The sequence below is a fragment of the Nitrosopumilus maritimus SCM1 genome, assembly GCF_000018465.1.
Classification (GTDB): domain Archaea; phylum Thermoproteota; class Nitrososphaeria; order Nitrososphaerales; family Nitrosopumilaceae; genus Nitrosopumilus; species Nitrosopumilus maritimus.
In genome coordinates, this window is record NC_010085.1 from 1241024 (window position 1) to 1261370 (window position 20347).

General features: G+C 34.9%; 28 protein-coding genes. 12 read left to right on the forward strand and 16 right to left on the reverse strand.

Translation table 11 applies throughout. The annotated features are described in order from the left end of the window. The first annotated feature begins 274 nt into the window (after window positions 1–274). Complete coding sequence (locus NMAR_RS10040; protein WP_274377688.1) at window positions 275–406, forward strand: hypothetical protein; 132 nt, start codon at window positions 275–277, stop codon at window positions 404–406. Between the two features lie 92 nt (window positions 407–498). Here the strand turns inward: NMAR_RS10040 and NMAR_RS09805 are convergent, their stop codons facing one another. The 3 genes from NMAR_RS09805 to fldA form a co-directional block, all read right to left on the reverse strand. After that, on the reverse strand, window positions 499–636 hold the full coding sequence (locus NMAR_RS09805) for a hypothetical protein (RefSeq protein WP_187146528.1): 138 nt from the start codon (window positions 634–636) through the stop codon (window positions 499–501). Window positions 637–797: 161 nt separating this feature from the next. Beyond that, entirely contained in the window at window positions 798–1484 is a 687-nt protein-coding gene (locus NMAR_RS07260; RefSeq protein ID WP_012215738.1) for a hypothetical protein, read from the reverse strand. Between the two features lie 102 nt (window positions 1485–1586). Beyond that, entirely contained in the window at window positions 1587–2111 is a 525-nt protein-coding gene (gene fldA / locus NMAR_RS07265; RefSeq protein ID WP_012215739.1) for a flavodoxin FldA, read from the reverse strand. A 79-nt stretch (window positions 2112–2190) separates the two neighbouring features. Here fldA and NMAR_RS07270 point away from each other — a divergent pair, with 79 nt between their 5' ends. The 3 genes from NMAR_RS07270 to NMAR_RS07280 all read left to right on the forward strand — a co-directional run bounded on the left by NMAR_RS07270 (window position 2191) and on the right by NMAR_RS07280 (window position 3365). Further along, entirely contained in the window at window positions 2191–2835 is a 645-nt protein-coding gene (locus NMAR_RS07270) for a nitroreductase family protein (RefSeq protein ID WP_012215740.1), read from the forward strand. A 114-nt stretch (window positions 2836–2949) separates the two neighbouring features. After that, a complete protein-coding gene (locus NMAR_RS09810; protein WP_187146529.1) occupies window positions 2950–3087 on the forward strand; it encodes a hypothetical protein in 138 nt (45 codons plus the stop codon). 104 nt (window positions 3088–3191) lie between these two features. Beyond that, entirely contained in the window at window positions 3192–3365 is a 174-nt protein-coding gene (locus NMAR_RS07280; RefSeq protein ID WP_148680201.1) for a DUF1059 domain-containing protein, read from the forward strand. A gap of 122 nt (window positions 3366–3487) precedes the next feature. On the opposite strand, the gene NMAR_RS07285 is transcribed toward NMAR_RS07280, so the two are convergent. Together NMAR_RS07285 and NMAR_RS07290 are read right to left on the reverse strand one after the other, a co-directional pair. Continuing rightward, window positions 3488–4927, reverse strand: a complete 1440-nt coding sequence (locus NMAR_RS07285) for an MBL fold metallo-hydrolase (RefSeq protein ID WP_012215741.1) — start codon at window positions 4925–4927, stop codon at window positions 3488–3490. 115 nt (window positions 4928–5042) lie between these two features. Next, window positions 5043–5720, reverse strand: coding sequence for an ArsR/SmtB family transcription factor (locus tag NMAR_RS07290; RefSeq protein WP_012215742.1), 678 nt, complete (start codon window positions 5718–5720; stop codon window positions 5043–5045). Between the two features lie 91 nt (window positions 5721–5811). Here NMAR_RS07290 and NMAR_RS07295 point away from each other — a divergent pair, with 91 nt between their 5' ends. Beyond that, window positions 5812–6588: an SIMPL domain-containing protein gene (locus NMAR_RS07295; RefSeq protein WP_012215743.1), complete on the forward strand. Its 777-nt coding sequence runs from the start codon at window positions 5812–5814 to the stop codon at window positions 6586–6588. Window positions 6589–6936: 348 nt separating this feature from the next. On the opposite strand, the gene NMAR_RS07300 is transcribed toward NMAR_RS07295, so the two are convergent. Further along, window positions 6937–7236, reverse strand: coding sequence for a hypothetical protein (locus NMAR_RS07300; protein ID WP_012215744.1), 300 nt, complete (start codon window positions 7234–7236; stop codon window positions 6937–6939). A 364-nt stretch (window positions 7237–7600) separates the two neighbouring features. On the opposite strand from NMAR_RS07300, the gene NMAR_RS07305 reads away from it, so the two are divergent. Next, the gene (locus NMAR_RS07305; protein ID WP_012215745.1) at window positions 7601–7942 is read left to right on the forward strand and encodes a helix-turn-helix domain-containing protein; all 342 of its coding nucleotides are present in this window, start codon (window positions 7601–7603) and stop codon (window positions 7940–7942) included. A gap of 376 nt (window positions 7943–8318) precedes the next feature. Here NMAR_RS07305 and NMAR_RS07310 read toward each other — a convergent pair whose 3' ends face one another. From NMAR_RS07310 to NMAR_RS07320, 3 genes are read right to left on the reverse strand one after another with little or no spacing between them, the layout of a single operon-like run. Further along, entirely contained in the window at window positions 8319–9638 is a 1320-nt protein-coding gene (locus tag NMAR_RS07310; protein ID WP_238523167.1) for a hypothetical protein, read from the reverse strand. Further along, entirely contained in the window at window positions 9628–10101 is a 474-nt protein-coding gene (locus NMAR_RS07315; protein WP_148680203.1) for a hypothetical protein, read from the reverse strand. Before NMAR_RS07315 ends, NMAR_RS07310 begins: the two co-directional genes overlap by 11 nt. Next, window positions 10098–10352 carry a hypothetical protein gene (locus NMAR_RS07320; protein WP_012215747.1) on the reverse strand — a complete coding sequence of 85 codons (255 nt, stop codon included), beginning with the start codon at window positions 10350–10352 and terminating at the stop codon, window positions 10098–10100. The genes NMAR_RS07315 and NMAR_RS07320 overlap by 4 nt, the downstream gene beginning before the upstream one ends. Window positions 10353–10703: 351 nt before the next feature. On the opposite strand from NMAR_RS07320, the gene NMAR_RS07325 reads away from it, so the two are divergent. Continuing rightward, window positions 10704–11180 carry a cupredoxin domain-containing protein gene (locus NMAR_RS07325; protein WP_012215748.1) on the forward strand — a complete coding sequence of 159 codons (477 nt, stop codon included), beginning with the start codon at window positions 10704–10706 and terminating at the stop codon, window positions 11178–11180. Here the strand turns inward: NMAR_RS07325 and NMAR_RS07330 are convergent. Then, window positions 11177–12043 (reverse strand): methyltransferase domain-containing protein, encoded by an 867-nt coding sequence (locus tag NMAR_RS07330; RefSeq protein ID WP_012215749.1) that lies wholly within the window; start codon window positions 12041–12043, stop codon window positions 11177–11179. The genes NMAR_RS07325 and NMAR_RS07330 overlap by 4 nt on opposite strands. 83 nt (window positions 12044–12126) lie before the next feature. On the opposite strand from NMAR_RS07330, the gene NMAR_RS07335 reads away from it, so the two are divergent. Together NMAR_RS07335 and NMAR_RS07340 are read left to right on the forward strand one after the other, a co-directional pair. Next, window positions 12127–13323, forward strand: coding sequence for a hypothetical protein (locus NMAR_RS07335; protein ID WP_012215750.1), 1197 nt, complete (start codon window positions 12127–12129; stop codon window positions 13321–13323). Between the two features lie 3 nt (window positions 13324–13326). After that, complete coding sequence (locus NMAR_RS07340; protein WP_012215751.1) at window positions 13327–14145, forward strand: SirB1 family protein; 819 nt, start codon at window positions 13327–13329, stop codon at window positions 14143–14145. Here the strand turns inward: NMAR_RS07340 and NMAR_RS09815 are convergent. From NMAR_RS09815 to NMAR_RS07350, 3 genes are all read right to left on the reverse strand, one after another. Continuing rightward, entirely contained in the window at window positions 14142–14312 is a 171-nt protein-coding gene (locus NMAR_RS09815; protein WP_012215752.1) for a hypothetical protein, read from the reverse strand. The genes NMAR_RS07340 and NMAR_RS09815 overlap by 4 nt on opposite strands. A gap of 175 nt (window positions 14313–14487) precedes the next feature. Then, window positions 14488–15816, reverse strand: coding sequence for a hypothetical protein (locus tag NMAR_RS07345; protein WP_012215753.1), 1329 nt, complete (start codon window positions 15814–15816; stop codon window positions 14488–14490). Window positions 15817–15894: 78 nt separating this feature from the next. After that, window positions 15895–16515: a cation efflux transmembrane domain-containing protein gene (locus tag NMAR_RS07350; RefSeq protein WP_012215754.1), complete on the reverse strand. Its 621-nt coding sequence runs from the start codon at window positions 16513–16515 to the stop codon at window positions 15895–15897. Between the two features lie 58 nt (window positions 16516–16573). Between NMAR_RS07350 and NMAR_RS07355 the strand changes: the two genes are divergently transcribed. Then, window positions 16574–16903 (forward strand): ArsR/SmtB family transcription factor, encoded by a 330-nt coding sequence (locus tag NMAR_RS07355; RefSeq protein WP_012215755.1) that lies wholly within the window; start codon window positions 16574–16576, stop codon window positions 16901–16903. A gap of 72 nt (window positions 16904–16975) precedes the next feature. Then, entirely contained in the window at window positions 16976–17269 is a 294-nt protein-coding gene (locus tag NMAR_RS07360) for a hypothetical protein (protein WP_012215756.1), read from the forward strand. Window positions 17270–17561: 292 nt separating this feature from the next. On the opposite strand, the gene NMAR_RS07365 is transcribed toward NMAR_RS07360, so the two are convergent. From NMAR_RS07365 to NMAR_RS09820, 3 genes are read right to left on the reverse strand one after another with little or no spacing between them, the layout of a single operon-like run. Beyond that, a complete protein-coding gene (locus NMAR_RS07365) occupies window positions 17562–17870 on the reverse strand; it encodes a hypothetical protein (protein ID WP_012215757.1) in 309 nt (102 codons plus the stop codon). Window positions 17871–17878: 8 nt separating this feature from the next. Next, window positions 17879–18856: a hypothetical protein gene (locus NMAR_RS07370; RefSeq protein WP_012215758.1), complete on the reverse strand. Its 978-nt coding sequence runs from the start codon at window positions 18854–18856 to the stop codon at window positions 17879–17881. Next, complete coding sequence (locus NMAR_RS09820) at window positions 18853–19026, reverse strand: hypothetical protein (protein WP_187146530.1); 174 nt, start codon at window positions 19024–19026, stop codon at window positions 18853–18855. Before NMAR_RS09820 ends, NMAR_RS07370 begins: the two co-directional genes overlap by 4 nt. Window positions 19027–19083: 57 nt before the next feature. On the opposite strand from NMAR_RS09820, the gene NMAR_RS07375 reads away from it, so the two are divergent. Continuing rightward, window positions 19084–20343 carry a hypothetical protein gene (locus NMAR_RS07375; RefSeq protein WP_012215759.1) on the forward strand — a complete coding sequence of 420 codons (1260 nt, stop codon included), beginning with the start codon at window positions 19084–19086 and terminating at the stop codon, window positions 20341–20343. The last annotated feature ends 4 nt before the right edge of the window (window positions 20344–20347 follow it).

Genomic DNA, 20347 nt, shown 5'->3' on the forward strand with positions numbered 1-20347 from the left:
TTTTTGTCTCTTTGCATCCATTGCGCTTGAATTGTTCGTATTTTTTTATCCAAAGAGCTGTCAATTACAAATGTAACGCGTCTTGCCACAGTCAATCCCAATAAAAAATACATAATAAATTCATACCTGTGTCAAGTAATATCTTGAGGTAATTCTCAAAGGACAAAAATAAGACAAACTAGTATATGTGACCATTTTTCAAATTAGGTCAATTTTATGACATCTCATGCCAAAGCCAAGAAAGTTGTTTGTCCCGATTGTGGATATTCCATGAATGAAGAAAATTACAAAAACAGGCACAAAAACTCAAAGAAATGCAAGAGAAATCAAAAATCGCAGTCTTGAATATACGGAATTAAAAAAATACAAAGTGGAATTCCAAGAATTGGATGTTTTCAATTCATGAAATCTCTTTTCCACATTTGTTTGAGCATATGTTTTCAAACAAGCTTGCAAACTCTCTTCCACAATGAATACACGTTCTAAAGATTTTCATGATTAGTTATGGAATAATTCTACAAAATCACAGCCAGAGCATATTTTTGCTTGAATCTTTCTCCAAGGCTGTTCTGCTTGTAGAGAGATGTTTGTCTCGCTTCTTTGAACAAGATTTGAACATTTTGGACATGTTTCCATGCTTTTGTATTCTTGTGCTCAGATATTATTAGCTGTAAGCTTGACAGCTTACCAATGTTTTTGATCACAATTGCAAAACGGAATTGACTTCTAGTTGTGCAATGACAAATTTCATTTGAAAAATTAGATCTGATTGAACAGACTATACCTTGTTTTCATTTTTAATTCACGGTTAGTTTTGTCACTTCTTGTTCCAATGTTGTTGGAAACTTCATGACACCGCGATGCCAAAAGTTGTACTCTGTCATCTCATCTCTTTCAAACGTGTGCTCCTTGACGTCCAGGAATAGTTCTACCTCATGCTCTGCCAGACTCTGAAGTGCAGATAGATAATTTTCTTGAGGCATATTGCCTGATGAAAACTCTTCTTTTAGCAATTCAAACTCTTTGTGTATTTGGTCATATCTGTCACGAAGTTCTTGTGTTGTGTATTTGTTGCCAAGATCAACGGGTTCCAACTCTACAATATCATTGACAAATATCACCTGCTTTGTCCTGTCCTGTTCTGGATAGTACCAGTCAGGGGCTTCTGGATCATAGAATCCTGAAACTTGGACATGTTGGAGATTTTCTGGCAGAGTACCTACATTATACAGTGCAATTTGGATGGCACCATGCAATTCTGAATAGATTTTGTTAGGAATCAGCACATATTCTGGTTTTCTGTCACTTTGCGGTGCATTGAGTGGTGTCTCGTATGGTTTTATCTTACCATCAATTTGCACATGCAAAAGATCTTCAGGAACGTCCATTGTTGTAACGACAAACAGATTGGGTGCAAGATAGAAAATTCCAACAATTATTGCAACAACTACAATACCTATGCCAATTGGAACTGTCTTATTCATAATATTCTCACTTTGTTTACACCCATATACCGTTTTACAAGTATTTCTTAATTCACAAATATTGCTTGTTGTAGAAAATCATTTGTTAGAAAATAATTTCAATTACAATCCCATTTCAGATTTTAGTTGGGAACACCACTTTGTGACTCTTTCATCAGTATGTTCTGATTCACTGTCTTCATCAACTGGCAGTCCACAAAACTTGCCATCAATAACGCTTTTTGAACCTGTGAAAGTATAACCATCAGTGCTCACATATCCTACCATTTTTGCACCAGCTTTTTGAAAATACCTGTGCAACTCTTCCATTGCATCAACAAAATTGTCAGCATAACCTGCAGCATCACCCAAGCCACATATTGCAACGGGTTTGCCTTTGAGGTCTAACTCGCCAATTTTTTCCAACAGATCATCCCAAGCAGTACCTGATCTGTTTTCATCTTCACCAGTATTCCATGTTGGTATGGCACAAATGAGTCCATCCATTTCTAGGAATTGACTTGGATCTTCTCCAAGCTCAGAAACGTCTTTTGGGTCTGTAACTGCATCACCCAATTCGCTTTTTATCTTAGCACATACCAACTCAGTCTTGCCAGTCTGTGAGCCAAAGTAAATTCCAACTGTCATAAATTGGGATTAACCATTACAGTATTTATCTAATTTGCTTTTTGAATAAATAAATAAGATAATTACAGTATCGGGTTTATTGGAGCAAGACAATCCAAAGAAGATTTATCCTCAGGGTTATGAGCCAAAAATAAAAGTTGATGAGAATCCAAATATCAGAAATCAGCTTCTAAATGAAATTCTAAAGGCATCACCTACAGAAGTTGTCGATACGGACTTGTTTGCAGTAATGGCAAAGAGACGCTCTACAAGAAAATTCAAAAAGCAAATTGTAGAAACAGAAAAGGTAGACAAAATTATTGCCGCAGCAGACACTGCACCTACTGCAAGAAACTTTCAGGGATTTGAGATATTTTACATCAAGAGTCCCCAAAAGAAAAAAGAGCTCATAGAAGCATGCAACAAACAGCCATATGTTAATGCACCACTAGTGCTGGTGTTTTGCAAAAATCCTGACAGGGTAAAGCTAGACTTTCCAGAGCATATTTTGAAAAAATTTGCAATTCAGGATGCGACATTGGCTGCTGCATATTCCCAATTGGCAGCACAGGCCTTGGGCTTGAGTTCCATATGGATTGGAATGTTAGACGAGCAAAAGGTGATGGATGTGATAGGAACAGATCTGACGCCCTCATCTGTCCTGTGTATTGGGTATCCTGAACAGGTAAAATTCCCAAAACCACGAAGAAATCTCAAAGAACTGGTACACGTTGTGTGGGATTGAAATCAAAATACTGATGCAAAGAGGATTTTTGGGTAAGCTTTCTTGTTGACTGGTACTTAACATGTATTCTAGTTAACATACATCATGGGTGAGAAATACTGGGCATAGTCTGTAATGGAATCTGCAACAAGTACAAAGCCAAAAAGCCTTCCAATGAGGGCAGATATACAGCAGGGCAAAAGAGATGCAATTCATGTGAAATTTTTATTCACTGGGAGGGATTGTTTTGCCCATGCTGCAAATACAGATTAAGATCTTGTCCTCGTAATTCTAAAAACAAGGAGAAATTTCTCAAAGTTTCATCCCATAGAAAAAACATGCTACAAAAATAAATATTTCATATCATGCTATAGATTATGGCAAAAGAATTTAGCTGCTCACATGTGCATTCAGAATGCTCATGGAGTGCAACAGAAGAAACAGAAGACGAGTTGATGAAAAAAGTAACAGAGCACGCAAAACTCCACGGACACGATGAGATGACATCAGACCTTACTGCAAAAGTAAAATCCCTCATAAAAGAGGTTTAATTTTTTCTTTAACGTCCAACATTCAAGTATACATACCAAATGTTATTTTGTAAGTATGTGTTTGAATCCTAAAAGATTAAAACTATTTTGCAGACTAGTTTAATCCTGTTTAATATCACATGTTATTGCGTCAGGTATTCAATCATGGCATTGCAATGATCATCCATGAATGCATCAAGATTTCCAAGTTTGCCTTCCCATTGTTCAATGGTAAGTGTTGTACAAACATCCAATGCTTCAGAATCAACAGAATCTAGTCCCAGTTGTGCGTTATCCATGACGCTTTGTGTAAACTGTTTGTTTGTTTTGATGTGGTCTTTTGTTGCAAGAAGATTTGTGTGACCTGAAATCAAAACCTCAAAATCATAATTTTGTAATGTGTCATGTGTATCCAAGTAAAGATCAATATCAGGAGTAACTCCAAATGCACGATATGGGGACTCTGCAGGACGCAAAAGGTCAACTAGCATTGCAACCTTATAGTTAGGAAGTAGAATTAACAAATTACCTTTGGAATGAAAGTCACCAAGATTGTAAAACTCGATAGTTTTGTTGCCAATTTCAAGAGTGTTAAAGTCTCCTTCTAGGATTTGAGTTGGAATAGGCCTGTCAGGATTATTTTCAGATTTTAATTCATCTGCAGCATCTTTGTGTGATATGTATGTAATATCTTGGGAAAATATTTCTCCAGCTGCACCAGTGTGGTCTTGATGATGATGCGAGTAGATCATATGAGTAATGGGTTCATCAGTTACCTCATCTATTGCACTAAGATACTTTTCGCCTATAGGTTGCGGTGCATCAACTGCAACAACTCCTTGTCCGGTAGTTAGAAACATTGTCTGGTAGCCACTTCCAACTAGCCAGTATACACCATCAGCAATTTCTAGAACAGCATATCCCTTATCAGGATCAGTTTGAATAGGAACCAGAGTGTGTTGTAACACAGTTTCATCTAATTCAAATTCCGTTGGAATTACATCAGAACATTCTCCTGCATGTTTGACTGCAACGTGACTTGAGTCTATGGCACATTTGTTGCCATATGTCTTTCCGTCAATTCCACATACGGGGGCATATTCTAGTGTACATGCAATTACAGGATACTGTGTTTGCCATCCGCGTTGTTCAAGTTTATCTGCAGAATCAGGAGTGACACATGCAGGGGAGGCGTCACGAGACTTGAAGATCAGATTCAATCCTTCTGCACATATTACATCAGAAGCTGCAATTCCAGCATTTCCTTGCTGAGTGGGTCTAAGGTATGGTTGTTTGACACCATCCATCACACAAACCTTTCCAGCATAGACACTTGGACCGCATCTGTCATTTAGTACACAGAGGTCCCCAAGAGATGCAAATCCTGGTGCACATACATTGTTGTATGGAATATGTTTTTCATGTATCCTGACATCATCTGCATACGAATACGACACAAGAGAAACCGCCAATACAGCAACCAAACTAAATAGTGAAAAGCTAAATACCAAAAAATTATTTTTCATGTATTTTTGGAATTTGTCATATCTTTTATTGTTTTTTGCCACAGCAGTATCTTGCATGAGATACGACAGAAGAGAATTAAGATATACGTTTGTCAACTGTAGAAATTACCAGTAATTATTACATCGTCTGATGACAAGTTTGTGGCAGGAATTCTGCCCATCAATATTTCATTTATCTATTTTTTCTAGACTTTAATGCAACTTCAATTCCAAGCCCGATTACAACTATTGCAAGGACCACAATCACAGACAAGAAAACATCAACTGCCACATCTCCTGTCATTACAGCAGAATCTGCTCCAGAAGATTCCATGTTTCCTGCAGGTACCCGTGCAGTCATTTCTGAATCCGCACTTCTTGACATGAACGGTGCAGATGATGGAGCAGGCTGGCTTGGACTAGAAACTGTTGATGTCTTTTGCATGAATTGTGATGTGAACCACGCAGCAACAGACACTCCGCCAAGTGTAGCCAGTCTGTGAATTCTGTTAAATGAGTTAAACAAAGATTTGCTCTTTTTTGCGGGCTGGGACATTGCGTTTGGAAGTATTACAAGTGCGACTTTGTCAACAATGTAGAACTTCATGTCGTGTGATTTTGAATTTTTTCCCACGTTTGTTATTTTTACCACTCCAACTGACTGCATTTTTTTTAAATGGTGTATTACAAGCGGCAAGGACAGTTCTGTTTTTTGTGCAAGCTGATTTGCAGTAAAGGATTGATTAAACAATAATTGCAGTATTTTTCTGCTAGAATCAGATGATAGTATTTCTCCGATAACTTTTAGTCTGTCGTCTTCTGTTGATATAATGTCAACCTTGTCAGAAATGTTTGGTTCATCGGAATCCATAAAAAAAGTGTGGGCACTAGTGTATTATTAAGACTTCTTGTTAAATCCAAATTTAATCAAACGTTATAATCAAAATTCACCCACACACATCATGAATAAAAAACAACTAACAGTTGTAATGCTTTCTGTATTGGTAGTTGCAGTGTCTGCAACTGCCGTATCATCAGAGGCAGATGCACAAAAGCCAACATCAATGCTATCTTTTGAAAAAACCATTGACGTTGTAGGAATAGGAATGATTTCCACAGATCCTGATCTTCTAACAATTCGATTGGGACTGGAGACCAAAGGCGATACTGCAAATGATGCACTGACTGCAAATTCTGCCCAGATGAGCAAAATACTACAGGCCTTAAAGAGCGTGGGCATTTCTGAATCAGAAATCAGCACGTCATCACTAAACATTCGTCCACAGTACGAATACGTTTACGATGAAACACGTGACAGAGACACAAGAACGCTTGTAGGATACGAGGCATCCAACATCGTCACAGTAGAGACAAAGAGTCTTGACTTGGCAGCATCAATCATTGACGCATCAGTTAATGCAGGCGCAAACAAAGTAGACTCTGTTTACTATTCACTGTCTACTGAAACCCAGATGAGTCTCAAAGACCAGCTTCTTGAGCAGGCCGTAATCAATGCACAGGAAAAGGCCAAAAATGTATTAGCTCCACTTGACCAGAAAATAATTGGTGTAAAGAGCATCTCTGTTTCTGAATTTGGAATTCCAACACCATATCCAGTATTTAGCGGCAGCAATATGGTCTTTGATGCAGCAATGAAGAGCAGTTCAACACAGCTGTTCTCATCAGAACAAGATGTCACAGCATCAGTTCACGTTGTCTTCCACATAGGAAGCAACTAATTTTTTCTTTTTTGTTGAATCGCATAATGGTTCACAGATCAATAATTGTTTTATGAATATTGGTCTGAATCCCATTAGATTGAACTGTTTTTAGGAATAAAATTAATTTTCATTTTCAAGTATCTTTTCTACTTCTTTTCTATGAGTGGTGCAGTATAGCCCCGATTCTTTACACTTTGGACATTGTAGATACTTGTAATAATCAATCATACAAAAAACCATAATTCGTCAATTAAAAGATATTTCGATGTAATCATACTAGTAGAAGTATGGAGTCTTATTTTGGGAGGAAAAGAATTCAAAAAAAATCACATCCATTTTTGTACAAAAAATAAAAAAATCTTTCAATTATTTTGATAAAACTGAAAGAATAGGCATTGCATCCCACTGATACATGTGATGTACTAGAACTCCATCACATTCTTTGGAATATTCCGCATAGAATTTTTTTGCATCTTGTTCTGTTGCTTCAAAAACTGCCATACTGCTTGGCTGGTTGTTAAAAGAACCAGACCACATTGTGCCCTTTGATGACTGCCAGTCATCCACCAGTGATATGATTTTTGGTCTAATTCTCTCAATGTCTTTCTCTGAGGCATCATCTCCAATTGAGCTTACTATAACCCATGGTTTTAGTTGATCATACATGATACACCATATGCAAATTTGAAATTAAAGATAGAGATGATTGTAATGGTATGATACAGTTTGTTATGTCAAAACTCTAGAATAGAAAAAGAAAATAATCATCTATTTTATTACAATTACTATACATCAAAACATGTTCAAACCATGTTTTCTTACCCTGACACTTTTTTGCAAGCAAGGTTTGATCCAGAGAAAGCATTAACACAATTCAAGGTTCATCCACATGGAAGTTGCTATTGGCATAACTTCGAGTAAACTGTGTTAATGTTTTCTTTGTTAAAATCAAATTTCATTTTGCAGTCATATTCTAGAGAATTGGAATGTCTAGTTTTTTTATATCTGATTTATTTTTGCTCAAGTTTGGATGGCAAAAAAAATAACACCATTACTTGTAGAAAAATACGATATTTCTCACAAAATTTTCAGTGAACTTGCAAACTTGGAATCAAGACACATTTTGTTTGCAATTATAAAAAAGCCAAAACGTGCTCAGGATATTTCAAAGGAGACAAAAATCCCACTAAGCTCAGTATACAATAGAATATCCAGTCTCAAAGAATGCTCACTAATGTATGAAAAATCAGATTTCGCAGACAATGGACATGTTGTTACACTATATCAGAGCTTGATCAAGGACGCAGAGATAAACGTCGCAAAACTGGAACCGACAATCGCGTTGACTAAAAATCAAAGTGTAAAAAAATGAGCAAGTTAACATCTTTGAAAATCTGTGTTTTGTGTGGGAGCATCTACACAATATATCCAATGACAAAGTCAAGGGATTCCTGTCCCAAATGCAAAGGTCTTTTGGTGCCATAGAATGGCATGTAGGGGAATTTGTGAGAGATTTCGCTCAGAGACCAAGAGGTACAAGATTGGCGTGAAGAGATGTACTTCTTGTGACACATATCTTGAATATGATGGAGTTCAATGTCCTTGTTGCAGAACACATCTGCGTGCTAAAAGAAAAACCAAAGGATACAGAACTTGAATGGAGTTTGTTATGGGTTTGAATTTCTCATTTCCATACATGTTGTATCTCAAAAAAAGTCCCAATCAGATGTGAAAAGATCCAGTTTGATTTAGTTACGGGGCGTGTAATACTGATATTCATCATCATCTACTTTTTCAGGAACATAATTTTCAATAAACAAGACCATCTCTATTGAGGATGAGTCTGTGGGCACTTTGAAAATATAATCGGTGTGGTGTTGAGGATATGGCGCATCAGGTGCCCTGATGAATGGTTGTTCTTTGTAATCTACCTCTATTCCATCAACTAGAATTAATACGCTTAACAGATCACCCTGATTCCAGTCATTAGGCCCGTACATCATATAGTAATTTCCGCCATTTTCTGGCACCCTGATTTTTGCAAAAGTATCATAAGCGGTTGGCTCAAAATTCCAAATCGTATTACTGTCCTCGGGCACAAACTCTATGAGGTTTATCGTAAATGGTGCTGAATATTCAAAGATGTTGTAACGCATCGTTTCAGGAAACATGTAGTTTCTCTCCAAGAGTTTTTCAATTGAGTTTTGCTTTAAGAATACAGTCTCCATTCTGAGATTTTTCCATGCTTGCAGGTCTGGAGGAACGTCTGATTTTTGATTAACTTTGATTGAATGTATCTTTGCATCATCTCCCATTGCACATAAAGGGGACAATTTGTCATCCAAGTGAAAATCTGTCAGAACATTATTTTTCAGCGAGCCTCCAAAATATTTCAGACCAGCCTTTGGCTTTTGAAATTCACCACAAAAAGAAACAACATTCTCGCCATAATCAAAGTTAAACTTTCCAACCGTAAACTCTTGGTTGTTGAGATTTGGATTTCCTCTTAACTCATGTTTTATGGCAGCAGCCACAAAGGCTTCTTGATCATCAGCAAAGTATGATTTTTCTTCAAGAAATATTGCAGCTACTTGTTGTTTTAGTGGACCAAAACACCATCCATAGTTGGATTCATCAACCACATGTCCGTGAATTGATTCTGGAGTTGGAGTTTCAGTAAATATCTTGGTGTATTGGATGTCTGTACTGTTAATTGCAGCTTCCAACCAATACACTTGATTATCGGCATAATCAATTACATATCCGCAGTTGTAACTTGACTCTTGGTATATTGCACGTTGTGGACCACGATTAAGCACAATGTCTTCAACAGAAATATACACATCATGCTCTATTCTCAGATTCTTTTGAAAAATTTCAGGCATTATTTTTGCAATCAACAAGTCATAGTCTATTTTCCCATCATGAGTAAATGAGACATTGTAATTTTCAGTATAGGGTACATAGTCTCTTCCAGAAGAACTGAATTCCTGAGATTGGGCATATGCCAGAGTAAATACGCCCAGTCCCAAAGCAATACATGTAATTATCAAGAATTTAGTTTTCATTTTCATATTCTTCCATTGTTTGCCATTCACACGAACTGTTGGTAATAATATGAGTGTCATTTGAATACATATATCCAATACTAGGTTGAATTCCAGTTGCATTACAACTGTCCAAAACTTTTTGGTATTGCAGCATGGCATCAATATCTAAAATCAATTCAGATGGATTGTCAGGATGGGTTTTGTATATTGGCTTTTGATCTCCAAAATCATCTGAATGCACCCAACCCACACCAGGATACAGTTTGTATCCAGCAGCTAATTTTGCATCTCTTTCTGCATTTGGAATTGTTAGACTGTCAGTTATCTTTGATTCAGATTCTACAACATAATTAGTATCTAAAAACAAGTTCATTACACCATAAAATGCAAAGAGAATCAAGACGGCAATACCAACATTTCTTGCAAATTTTTTCTTGTATCCAGAACCAACAGGTGTGAAAAAATAATTGAAATTGTTCATTTTGTAAACTCCTCATACTCTATCTTCTCACCGCAGTAAGGGCAGTAATTCATTGAAAAAAATGCAATGTTGCCATCAACACTCGTATCCTTAAAGTGAAATTTTGCCCACTTTACATTCCACAGCTGAAAGTGCTTGTCATGCTCCTTGAGTTGTTTGCAACACCACCATGTTCTGTGAGTATCTACATGAAATTCTGTGAATTTATCACAAGTAGGATCATCAAAGTGTCTGGTGAAAAATACTTTCAATAATTCAAGCTAAAAATATGAGGTTCATAAATACTTCTAATCTTTGTTTTGGACTCACTCTCTTATTTTTTATTGATTCACAGACCAGTATTCGTTTTACGAGTATTGGTTTGAATCCCTACAGTTCCAGATACTAAGTTGTAATAGTTTGAATCTTTTTTTGACACAAAATTTGATTCAATACAAATTATTTTGAGAAAAATTAATTTTGTTTATAAACAAAAGTGTGCGGCATCAAACTAAGTTCACAAAACCCGCCCCCGGCACACAATTTTAGAAAGTATTATGCATTTTTCATGTTGATTTTAAGATCTAATGTCTTTAAGGGTAAAAGTGGCATCATAATACAAAGTGAAGCAAAATGACAGAATTTTGATTATTGCAGGACTAGTTTCAGGAGTGATGGGTCTTATAGTAATGGTGGGATTTATCGGACAAGGGAACATAAGACATGTTGAGATATTTTGGACTGAAAAAGTAGAACAAACAGTAGTATTCCAAGAGATTGATGGAGAAACACAAATTCAGGCAATCAAAGGAGTCAAAGGAGACAACAACCCAACATTGATTTCAAGAACAGCTTTTGCATATGTCCTTACTGTAATTAATAATGGAACAACACATCACAGACTATACATTGATGGATTTAATGTTCAGACAGACTTGTTAGAACCAGGACAACAAGATACAATTACATTTTATCCAGAAAATGAAGGAGAGTTTACCTATTATGACAAGAGACAACATCTAGAGCCATTAGGTAAGATCAAAATTTTCTCCGTAGTTCCAAGTGACGAGTTTACTGGAGTTTGGAAAGATTTAGTTTAGGATTTTTGTGACATGATTAAATCTACTTTGTAGTTTAGCGTTGCTCGTGGATTTAGTTTAAGAGTCCATGGAATGTAGGATGGCTTTTTTGTAGAATTTGAAATCTTAAATCCTAAATTCTTCAAATCAGTGCGTAAACTAGATGCATCTACAGGATTTTTCACAGAACTAGGTCCCCTATCAAAATCATAAGGATCAGATATTACAAAGTATCCTTTTGTGATTTGTTTTGATATTGATTTGAGTAAAACATTTGGTTCGATTATTTCTAGTACATTTAGGGCCAAGATTAAATCAAATTGCAATTTACCAAATACAGGACTCAATGAATCAGCTACAAAATAATCCAAGTTGTCGTTGAATTGTTTTTTTGCAATTTGAATTGCAGAAAACGAACGGTCTACACCAAATACTAATTCATTAGAATTTGCCAAATGACTAGTTACAATTCCAATAGAGCAACCATGCTCTAAGACAAATTTTGAAGAAGGTAAAGTATCTAAATTCTGCTTTATTGTAGAATAAAATTTTGAAGTTTCACTATTTTGATAGATTCTAGCCCACTTTTCTTCAATATCACTACGGTCATTGGTTTTAGCATTAAGGGATTTTTTTACAAAACTCTTGAGTTTAGATGTTGTAGATAACTTGTAGAGTTTCCCACCAAGAATTCTTCTAGAAGAAAGATACTTTGAGAAATCATTCCACATTATTGGGATTTTTTGTATGATTGGAAATTCTAAATTACATTTTTTACATTGAAGAATACCTTCTTCAATTTCTTTTTTGGATTCAAATACATCAAGTTCAAGTTTAGCACCACATTTCATACATCTTAAAAATTCAAGACTTGATTGAATCATGAGAAATTAATTATTCCAAGCTATATTTCTTTGATGCAAAATCAAGATAATGTTAAATGTAGTAATCCAAGATTAATTCTAAAATGGGCGAATATGAGGAATTTGCAGAAGCACTATTTGGTCAATTATCAGTAGAAATTGATGAGGAAAAAGAAATTTCGAGCCTAGCAGTTAAGGCCAAAGAAGATCTTGCAGGCAAAGTAGAGTTCAAAGATATTGAAGAGATTACAAAGGATGTAGTACCTCAGTTCAAAGAAAAAATAAAAGACTTTCTTGGAATTGAAGTACCAAACAACATAGAATTCAAGTTTCCAGAATTAGAAGATCTGAAGAGACTCAAAGGAGAAAAGGTATTTGCAGATAATGAATCAAAAGAATTTGTCAGAGATTTATTTGATGCAGTTGCAAAAGAGAATAATGCAAAGATTGCTGAATTAATGAAAAAAGATACTGCAAAGTATTTAGTGTATTCTACTTACGCAATTCAATACATCTCAAAGATTACAACAACTTATGGAGATTATCTTGATGGTGTGATTTACCTTAACAGATTCATATTATCACGTTATCCACAAATTATTTTACATAAACAAGGAGAGCCATACGAATCAAGATTTGAGAATGTAAATTCTGGATATACAGGTGGAATAAAGATGGCAGTGTTAGAAGAGTTAATTCACTCCACACAAGAAAAGTTACATCAAATTAACAAGGATGCAGCAATGCAAGTAAACAAAATCAATGAAGAACTAGCAGGAATTATTCTAGAATTAGATACAGAAACTGTTAACATGTTAGCTGAATATTGTCAATTACAAACAGTACCAGATGATTTTCCATTTGCAAAAAGGGCAAACCTATTTTTCTTTTTGAATCCAGATCATTTCTTAATTGAACAAATAGGACCTGATGTCATGACATTCACACATGTAGAGATGGACCCGAAAATCAAAGAAGCAATTCCACAACTATTAGACATTTACAAGAGATGGCTTGCACCAATACAACATCATCATGCAGCATTTACTGCAATGGAAGGCATGGCAGGATTTGCAATTGAAAATATTCTCAAAGATGATCAAGACTTTCAGAATTATCTGACCACATTCATGGGAACAGACTTTTCGTCATATCAGGTAAGAAAGAGCATGGGTAAGGACTTTACAAAGGCAATATATGAAAAACTAGGCTCAAATACCTTCAAAAAAATCATAGACATTCCCCCAAATACTAGAGAACTCAAAGATCCTCAACTATACCTTAGCAAGTTGAGTCAGTAATAATTGGAAAAAGAGTTTGATCCATTTGTTGCAGAATGGTTTTCATTTGTAAAAAATCCAAATTTCAATCTAGTTGAAAAGTGTCTCAAGTTTGCACAGATTCTAGAATATCCAGATCTTGATATTGAAAAACACATTGAAAAGATCACCAAAATTGGAATGTCTCTTAAAGAGTCAATTAGTGATGTAAAAAATCCAACATATCTCATATCAATGCTAAATGAACATCTCTTTGAAAATCTAGGATATAGTGGAGATGATGATGACTATTACAATCCAAAAAATAATTTTCTAAACGAAGTAATAGATAAAAAAACAGGACTGCCAATTACAATATCGATTCTTTATGCAGAAGTAGCAAAGTTTATTGGATTGGATCTCAAAATTGTAGGATTTCCAAGTCATATTCTGGTAAAATACAATGAAGAGATGATACTAGACCCATTCTATGATGGACGATTATTAGACATTGATGACTTGCAAGAGATTCTTGATACAAATTATGGTGGAGAGATAGAGTTTAAACCTGAATTTTTAGACGAGATAACACATGAACAAATTCTGGTTAGACTAACTCGTAACTTGAAGAATTCCTATGTTCAATCTTTTGTTTATGACAAAGCATTACGTTGCGTCAATATGGTATTAGCAATTGAGCCAGAATCACCTGATGACATAAGGGACAAAGGAATACTAGAAGAAAGATTGCTAAATTATGATAGTGCTTTAAAATATTTGAATAAATATTTGGAAATTAATCCAAATGCAGAAGATGTAGATTTTATTTTAGAATTGATTAGAAGTATAAAGACAAAAAATTAATCAATAATAGAATCTATGTCGTTTCCTTTCTTAATCATTGAGATTTCATGACGAGCAATTTTGTTTCTCAATGCTCTTTTTAGGATGTCGACTTCACTTCTGAGCAATGCAATTTCATCTTCAAGTTTTGCAACTCTTTCATAGATAGTTTCAGCTTCTGAACTCATGATTATCTATCATGAAAAAATTGTCTTAAAAAGTTATGGGTAAATAATTTGATGCGAAGGTTAGCTTTTTAGACTATAATTTAACATAGGAAATATTGACTTTTTCTTTAAATGACTGACTTTTAAGGCTACTAAAATAGACACTAATCCAAATCTAGAATTAAAGTTAGATTTTTCACGGACTATTCAAAGTCTGCATAAACTGTTGATTATTCATCATGTTGTTCATCATCTGAGGGTGCATCATCATGTTGTCCATCATTTGTTGACGTAATTCTGGATCATCCATCATGGTATTCATCATTGGACTCATCATGTTGCCCATCATTCCCTGCATATGCCAAGGATTGTTTAACATCATGTCATGCATGTTCTGCATTACTTGAGGATCATTCATCATCTGACCCATCATGTTGTTCATCATTTGGGGGTTGTTCATAGTCCAATTACTATTCATCATAGTTCCCATATTCATCATGTTCATCATTTGTTTATTGTTCATCATGTCATACATCATCTGTGGATGATTCATCATGTCATACATCATTTGTTGTCTTAGTTCAGGATCACTCATTGCAGTTCCCATAGCACTCATGTTATTCATATTTGACATCATACCGTGATTCATTCCCATCATGTTGCCCATCATCATTCCTTTGCCCATCATGTTGTTACCCATCATAGAACCACCCATCATGTTGTTACCCATCATGCCTTGGTTCATTCCAGAACCCATCATGTTGCCATTCATCATGTTGTTTCCCATCATGTTATTGTTCATCATCATATTACCCATCATGTTGCCCATCATCATTTTACCATTCATCATGTTCATCATCATTCCATTGTTCATCATGTCTTGCATCATCTGTTGATTATTCATCATCATATCCATCATCTGTTGTCTTAGTTCAGGATCATTCATCATTCCCATCATTCCATGATTCATTGTACCTCCCATCATCATGTCCATCATAGTGCTATTTCCTCGCATTGCTTGCATCATTGGTTGATGTTGTGCCATCATATCCATCATCTGTTGTCGTAGTTCTGGATTATCCATCATTGTGTTCATCATCGGACTCATCATCTGAGGATTTTTCATCATTGTTGCTTTCATTTGATCAGTCATTGTCTGCAAATGCTGAGGATCATTTGCCATAGTATCATACCAAAGTTTTCCAGTTTGCTGATTGCTTAACATGCTATTCATTACACGTTGCATTTGTTGTGGGTCGTTTGTCATCATGTTCAAATCCCAATTACCCCATCCTCTATCTGCCAATCTCAGATAGCTGTCAGGATTAACACACGCAGGCATTCCCATGTTTTTCATCATGAGAACCTTACCGTCAGCACATACGATTTGGTTTGGATTTGTTCCCATCATCATCTGCTGTTTTGGACTCATCATGGTTTGTGCCATAACTTGCTCAGAAAGTAACGATAGTGAAATTGTAGCAATAGTGAAAATTAAGATTACAGAAAATAATGCCCTTTTCATACTTTATTGATAGTGTTTTTGTTAAATTTAAAGTATATACCATATTTCACAGATGATTCTCAGATGATGTAATGAGAATTATGATGACTCGGATTGTTTTAGATCATTTCTAGCGTCCTTAATGATTGAGAATGATGATTGTAAAAAGAGACTTGCAATTATTCCAGCTACTATAAGATCAGGGTAGGATGTTCCTGTCAAAAATACAAAACCTGCACCAACTATTACCAAAATATTGCCAAGTGCGTCATTGCGACTAAAGAGCCATACTGCACGTACATTTGCGTCACCTTTTCGATGTGGAAGCAATATGATAACTGCAATTACATTTATCAAAAGTGCACCAAAGCCAAAGACTCCCATCATTCCAGCTTCTGGAACATGCAAAACTTGTGTGCGATATATTGTATATCCAAGTACTGCAATTCCCATTGCACCAAGGAATATTCCTTGGAGTAAAGCTGAGCGAGCACGTAATCTAAGACCCCATCCTATTGCAAGTAATCCTAAAAATGTGATTGACCCGTCACCTAGAAAATCAAGTGCGTCAGCTTTGAGTGCTTGAGAATCTGCCAAGAATCCCCCAATCATTTCGGCAACCCCGTAACCTACATTGATTAAAACGACAACCCATAATGCGCGTTTGTATGCAGGTGTGATATGAGCAAGATCTTTTGGTAAATCATCATCGTCTGGCATTAACTTTACCTCTCAAATTCAATTAGAGTTAAATAATAACATATCATTAATTAATGATATGTTAAAACAAGAGACAGACAAACTTGAATTAAAAGCAAAACTGTTTCGAGGTTTTGGAGACATGACAAGACTATCCATACTAGAATCCATCATAGATGAAGAAAAGACGGTCACAGATATTTCTCAAAAAGTAAAGCAAAGCCAATCAAATGTGTCTAATCACCTATCATGTTTACTAGAATGTGGGCTTGTGAAGATTAGAAAAGATGGCAAAAACAGGTTTTACAGTATTGGAGATAAGCGAGTTGTCAAGCTTCTCAAGCAGGGAGACGACATATTGTCTGATATTGCAGATGGAATCTATTCCTGTGTGAATTACAAAAAATAATTTTAAATCGTATTATGCAGAATAAATTAATTCCAACATCGTATTCATTAGGCATAAAATTACATCAATTTTATGGCTAAATCAGCAGGATTAATCCCCACAGCAGTGATTCAAGGATTTTCTCTAGGAATACTAATGCGATTCAATATCGACATCACTCCAGCTGGAATTTTGAAGATGATTTCGCCTGCATTAGAGCCATTAGTAGTAGAGCAAACTGCATGGATAATTCCAGTTGTTTTATTGGTGTTAACTATACTTCCAATCATTGCAATAATCAAAATTTTTCAAAGATTTGGAATACTTGGAATTATTGTATATGCAGTAATTGCTATTGGAGTATGGTATCTTGTAATGACTAGTTAAGTTATCATATTGTCCATTCAAGTTTTTGTGCATAATTAAGACCATGACCACAATGAGGACAACGTTGTATGTTACGTAAATGAATATGAAAAATATTTCCACAATAAGTACATCCAAAAAGTTGGTGTAAAGATATCATAGAATAAATTAACAATGATCACATTTAGACATTTTTTATATTGTATACTGTAACATCTTGTATGGAAATTTCAAAAGTCTCACAAAATGTATAAAAACTGTGACTAAAATAAAAATCAGTTCCATTAAAAATTACTGGATTTTACAAACTGTATCATTTTGAATCAGATTGATATGATTTAGTTTGTTCTTTAAAGAAAGAATTTGTCATATTCAATTCATTCTCGATAGTCTTTCTTCTATCTCTACTCTCTGCTTTAATTTTTCTTAGTTGTGATTTTATTGAATTATGTTTTTCTTTTTGTAATTGTTCTTGCTCTTCTTTTTGCAGATCAAGTGGTTCAAACTGCTTGCATTCAGAACCATAGTGACCAATTCGAGTCCATTTACCATCTATCCGTACATATGCAACTAATCTAGTACAGTCTTCGTTACATTCTTCATGATATTGTCTGTAAACCATAAAATCACCTAAAGAGAAAAGAATCCTCCTTGTAATGGATTATGCATAGAAGATATTTTTTCAACTGTTTTTGCAAATTGGTTTAGGCTGAGTATTTCTGAAGGCATAATATTTGAAATGTCTCTCTTTTCTGAGTGTAGATATTTTCCAACATTTTGCATGTCTTCAATTTGATTTTTTACGCTTGTTTTAGGCGTGATTATACGCTCTAAACGTACCCGAGTTGATTTGTCTGGGAATTTTTTAGCATAAATTCGGATAAACCCTCCCACCATATCAGAAATTGTTCTCTTAAACGGTTCACCTGTAAATTCTGTTTGTCCATCCTGATTTAGATGGTAGTGATTTACTATCCAATCCAAACTATGAGGCATGTCTTTTGTTTTAAATTCTACATACAAGTATGCTCGAATAAATTCCACATGACCTAGAAATTCTTGTGCTCCACGTATATCATAAATTATTGGTTCCCAAGTACAACCAATGTCGATAGATATTGTTTTTGGATATATTACAATTTTAGCATAGATGTCTTTTGACAGAGTTAAAGAATCAAGGAATATTCCTTTGTTGTGTTTGTTTGGAACCATTCCTTTCTTAATTGCATTTTTGTAAATTTGTACTGAAGGGAAATTCATTTTGATGTCATGTATTGTAGGAACTTGTTTGCTTGCTTCATTGATAATCTCTTGCATGTTAGTGCCGACCACCATACCCTCGTTTGTTACAGTTCTCTTTGTTCTACCTGTATTTTCTCCTTTAATTTTGTAATGACAAAATGTTCCTTTGATTACCGTTATGATGAGTCCCTTGTCTTTTAATCTCTTAATTCTCTGCCTAAATGCGCCTTCTTTTAGTTCTGGAAAATCTCTAACACAAACATCTTGACCCATTCTATTCTTACTTTGTATCTTTTTTGCAAATTCTTTTAGTGTTGGTGAAAGGCTGTTAATACTATGGTTGTTACTTTCGTCTGTTACATTCAAAGTAATACCTCCGTTGAAATTAGAAATTGTTTATCATCAGAATCATAACATTTTTGACAATATTCTATAATGTAATTTCCAGTAGAATCTCCATCAAATACAATTCTGAATTTTTTCTTTTCCAGACATTCACATTCGTATTCGATTGGTTTCAAGGCACTTTGGCTCATGTAAGCAGTTGAAAAAAATCCCTTATATTCGACGAAGTATACATACACCTATACACATTGACAGCGTCAAAGAAACAAGTCGTATTTGAAAAAATTAGCGAGGTACTATCAGAGTACGAGTTAACAGGAATTACAAAAAATGAGCTTGTTAGGATACTTCAGCAGGAAGGAATTGCTTCCAGAATGACATTTTACGAGTATTTCAAGGAAATGGCAGATCCAAAGAAAGCAAACATCATTCAGATGAGGATCCCCAAAGGTAAAATCAACGCGGTTTGCTTCCCAACACCAGAAAATCAGGCAATAGTGAAACTCAAGAAGAAATTCAAATCAATTTGTAATTTACTTGGTTTGATCAAAAAGTACCCAGAGTTAGGGGATTGTTTTATTCCACTTCCAAGACTAAAGGGAGTTTACAATAGCAAAAAAATCCCACCAGACACAGGATTTGCATACAATACTTCGTTGTATTCAGAAATAATTCATTCAGAAAAGACATCATTTGGAGAATCTAGATCATATATCACATTAAGGTCTCATAGAGCTAGACATGACATTTTAAAAGAACTCTCGGTGTTTTTGACTCACTATCTAAATTCTCCAAAAAGAAAGTACTCAAAACAGATTAAAGAAGAGTGTGTTAAAATTTTAACACCAACTTTTTTACAAGCATTAAAAATTCTAAGTGATGATTATGTAGACACAGTTAACGTATCAAAAGATCTTAAAAAAACAATTCAATCAACAGCCCCAAAAGATTCAGCAGTATTCATAGGGTTGGTGAGGGCACCAATAATGCCACAAGTTGAAGTTGAATTTTTGAAAATTCTTGGAAGATATTACTATACAATAAGCAAGCAGTTTTCAAAAAACATGAAGATGGATTCATGTAAGGAACAAAAAATAATTTCGCAAGTGTTAAGAGATTTTTATTGTGTAGAAGAAGACTCAAATGAAAAATTAGATTCACAAGACATTAAAAGAATATTTCAATTAAACAACAATCTAGTTACAAATAGGGGCAAAGAAACTGAAATTAAAAATGAATACGGTTTTGATGAAAATTCTCTAGCCATAAAACTTGTCAAAACATTTTCAAAAGACGAGGAAGATACGGATGATTCATTACACATCAAAATTTACTATACAAAATTATTTTTGTCATTAGGCATATTCACTAAGAAAGAACAGCAAATCATCGAATATGATTTGAAACATGATGAGAAAGTTTTCAAATCAAAAGAGTGGGATGACCCAAAAGAAGGAAGAGAAGTGTTAGAGGCGTTGTTTCCAAGCGAAGTATCCAAATATGAATAGAAGT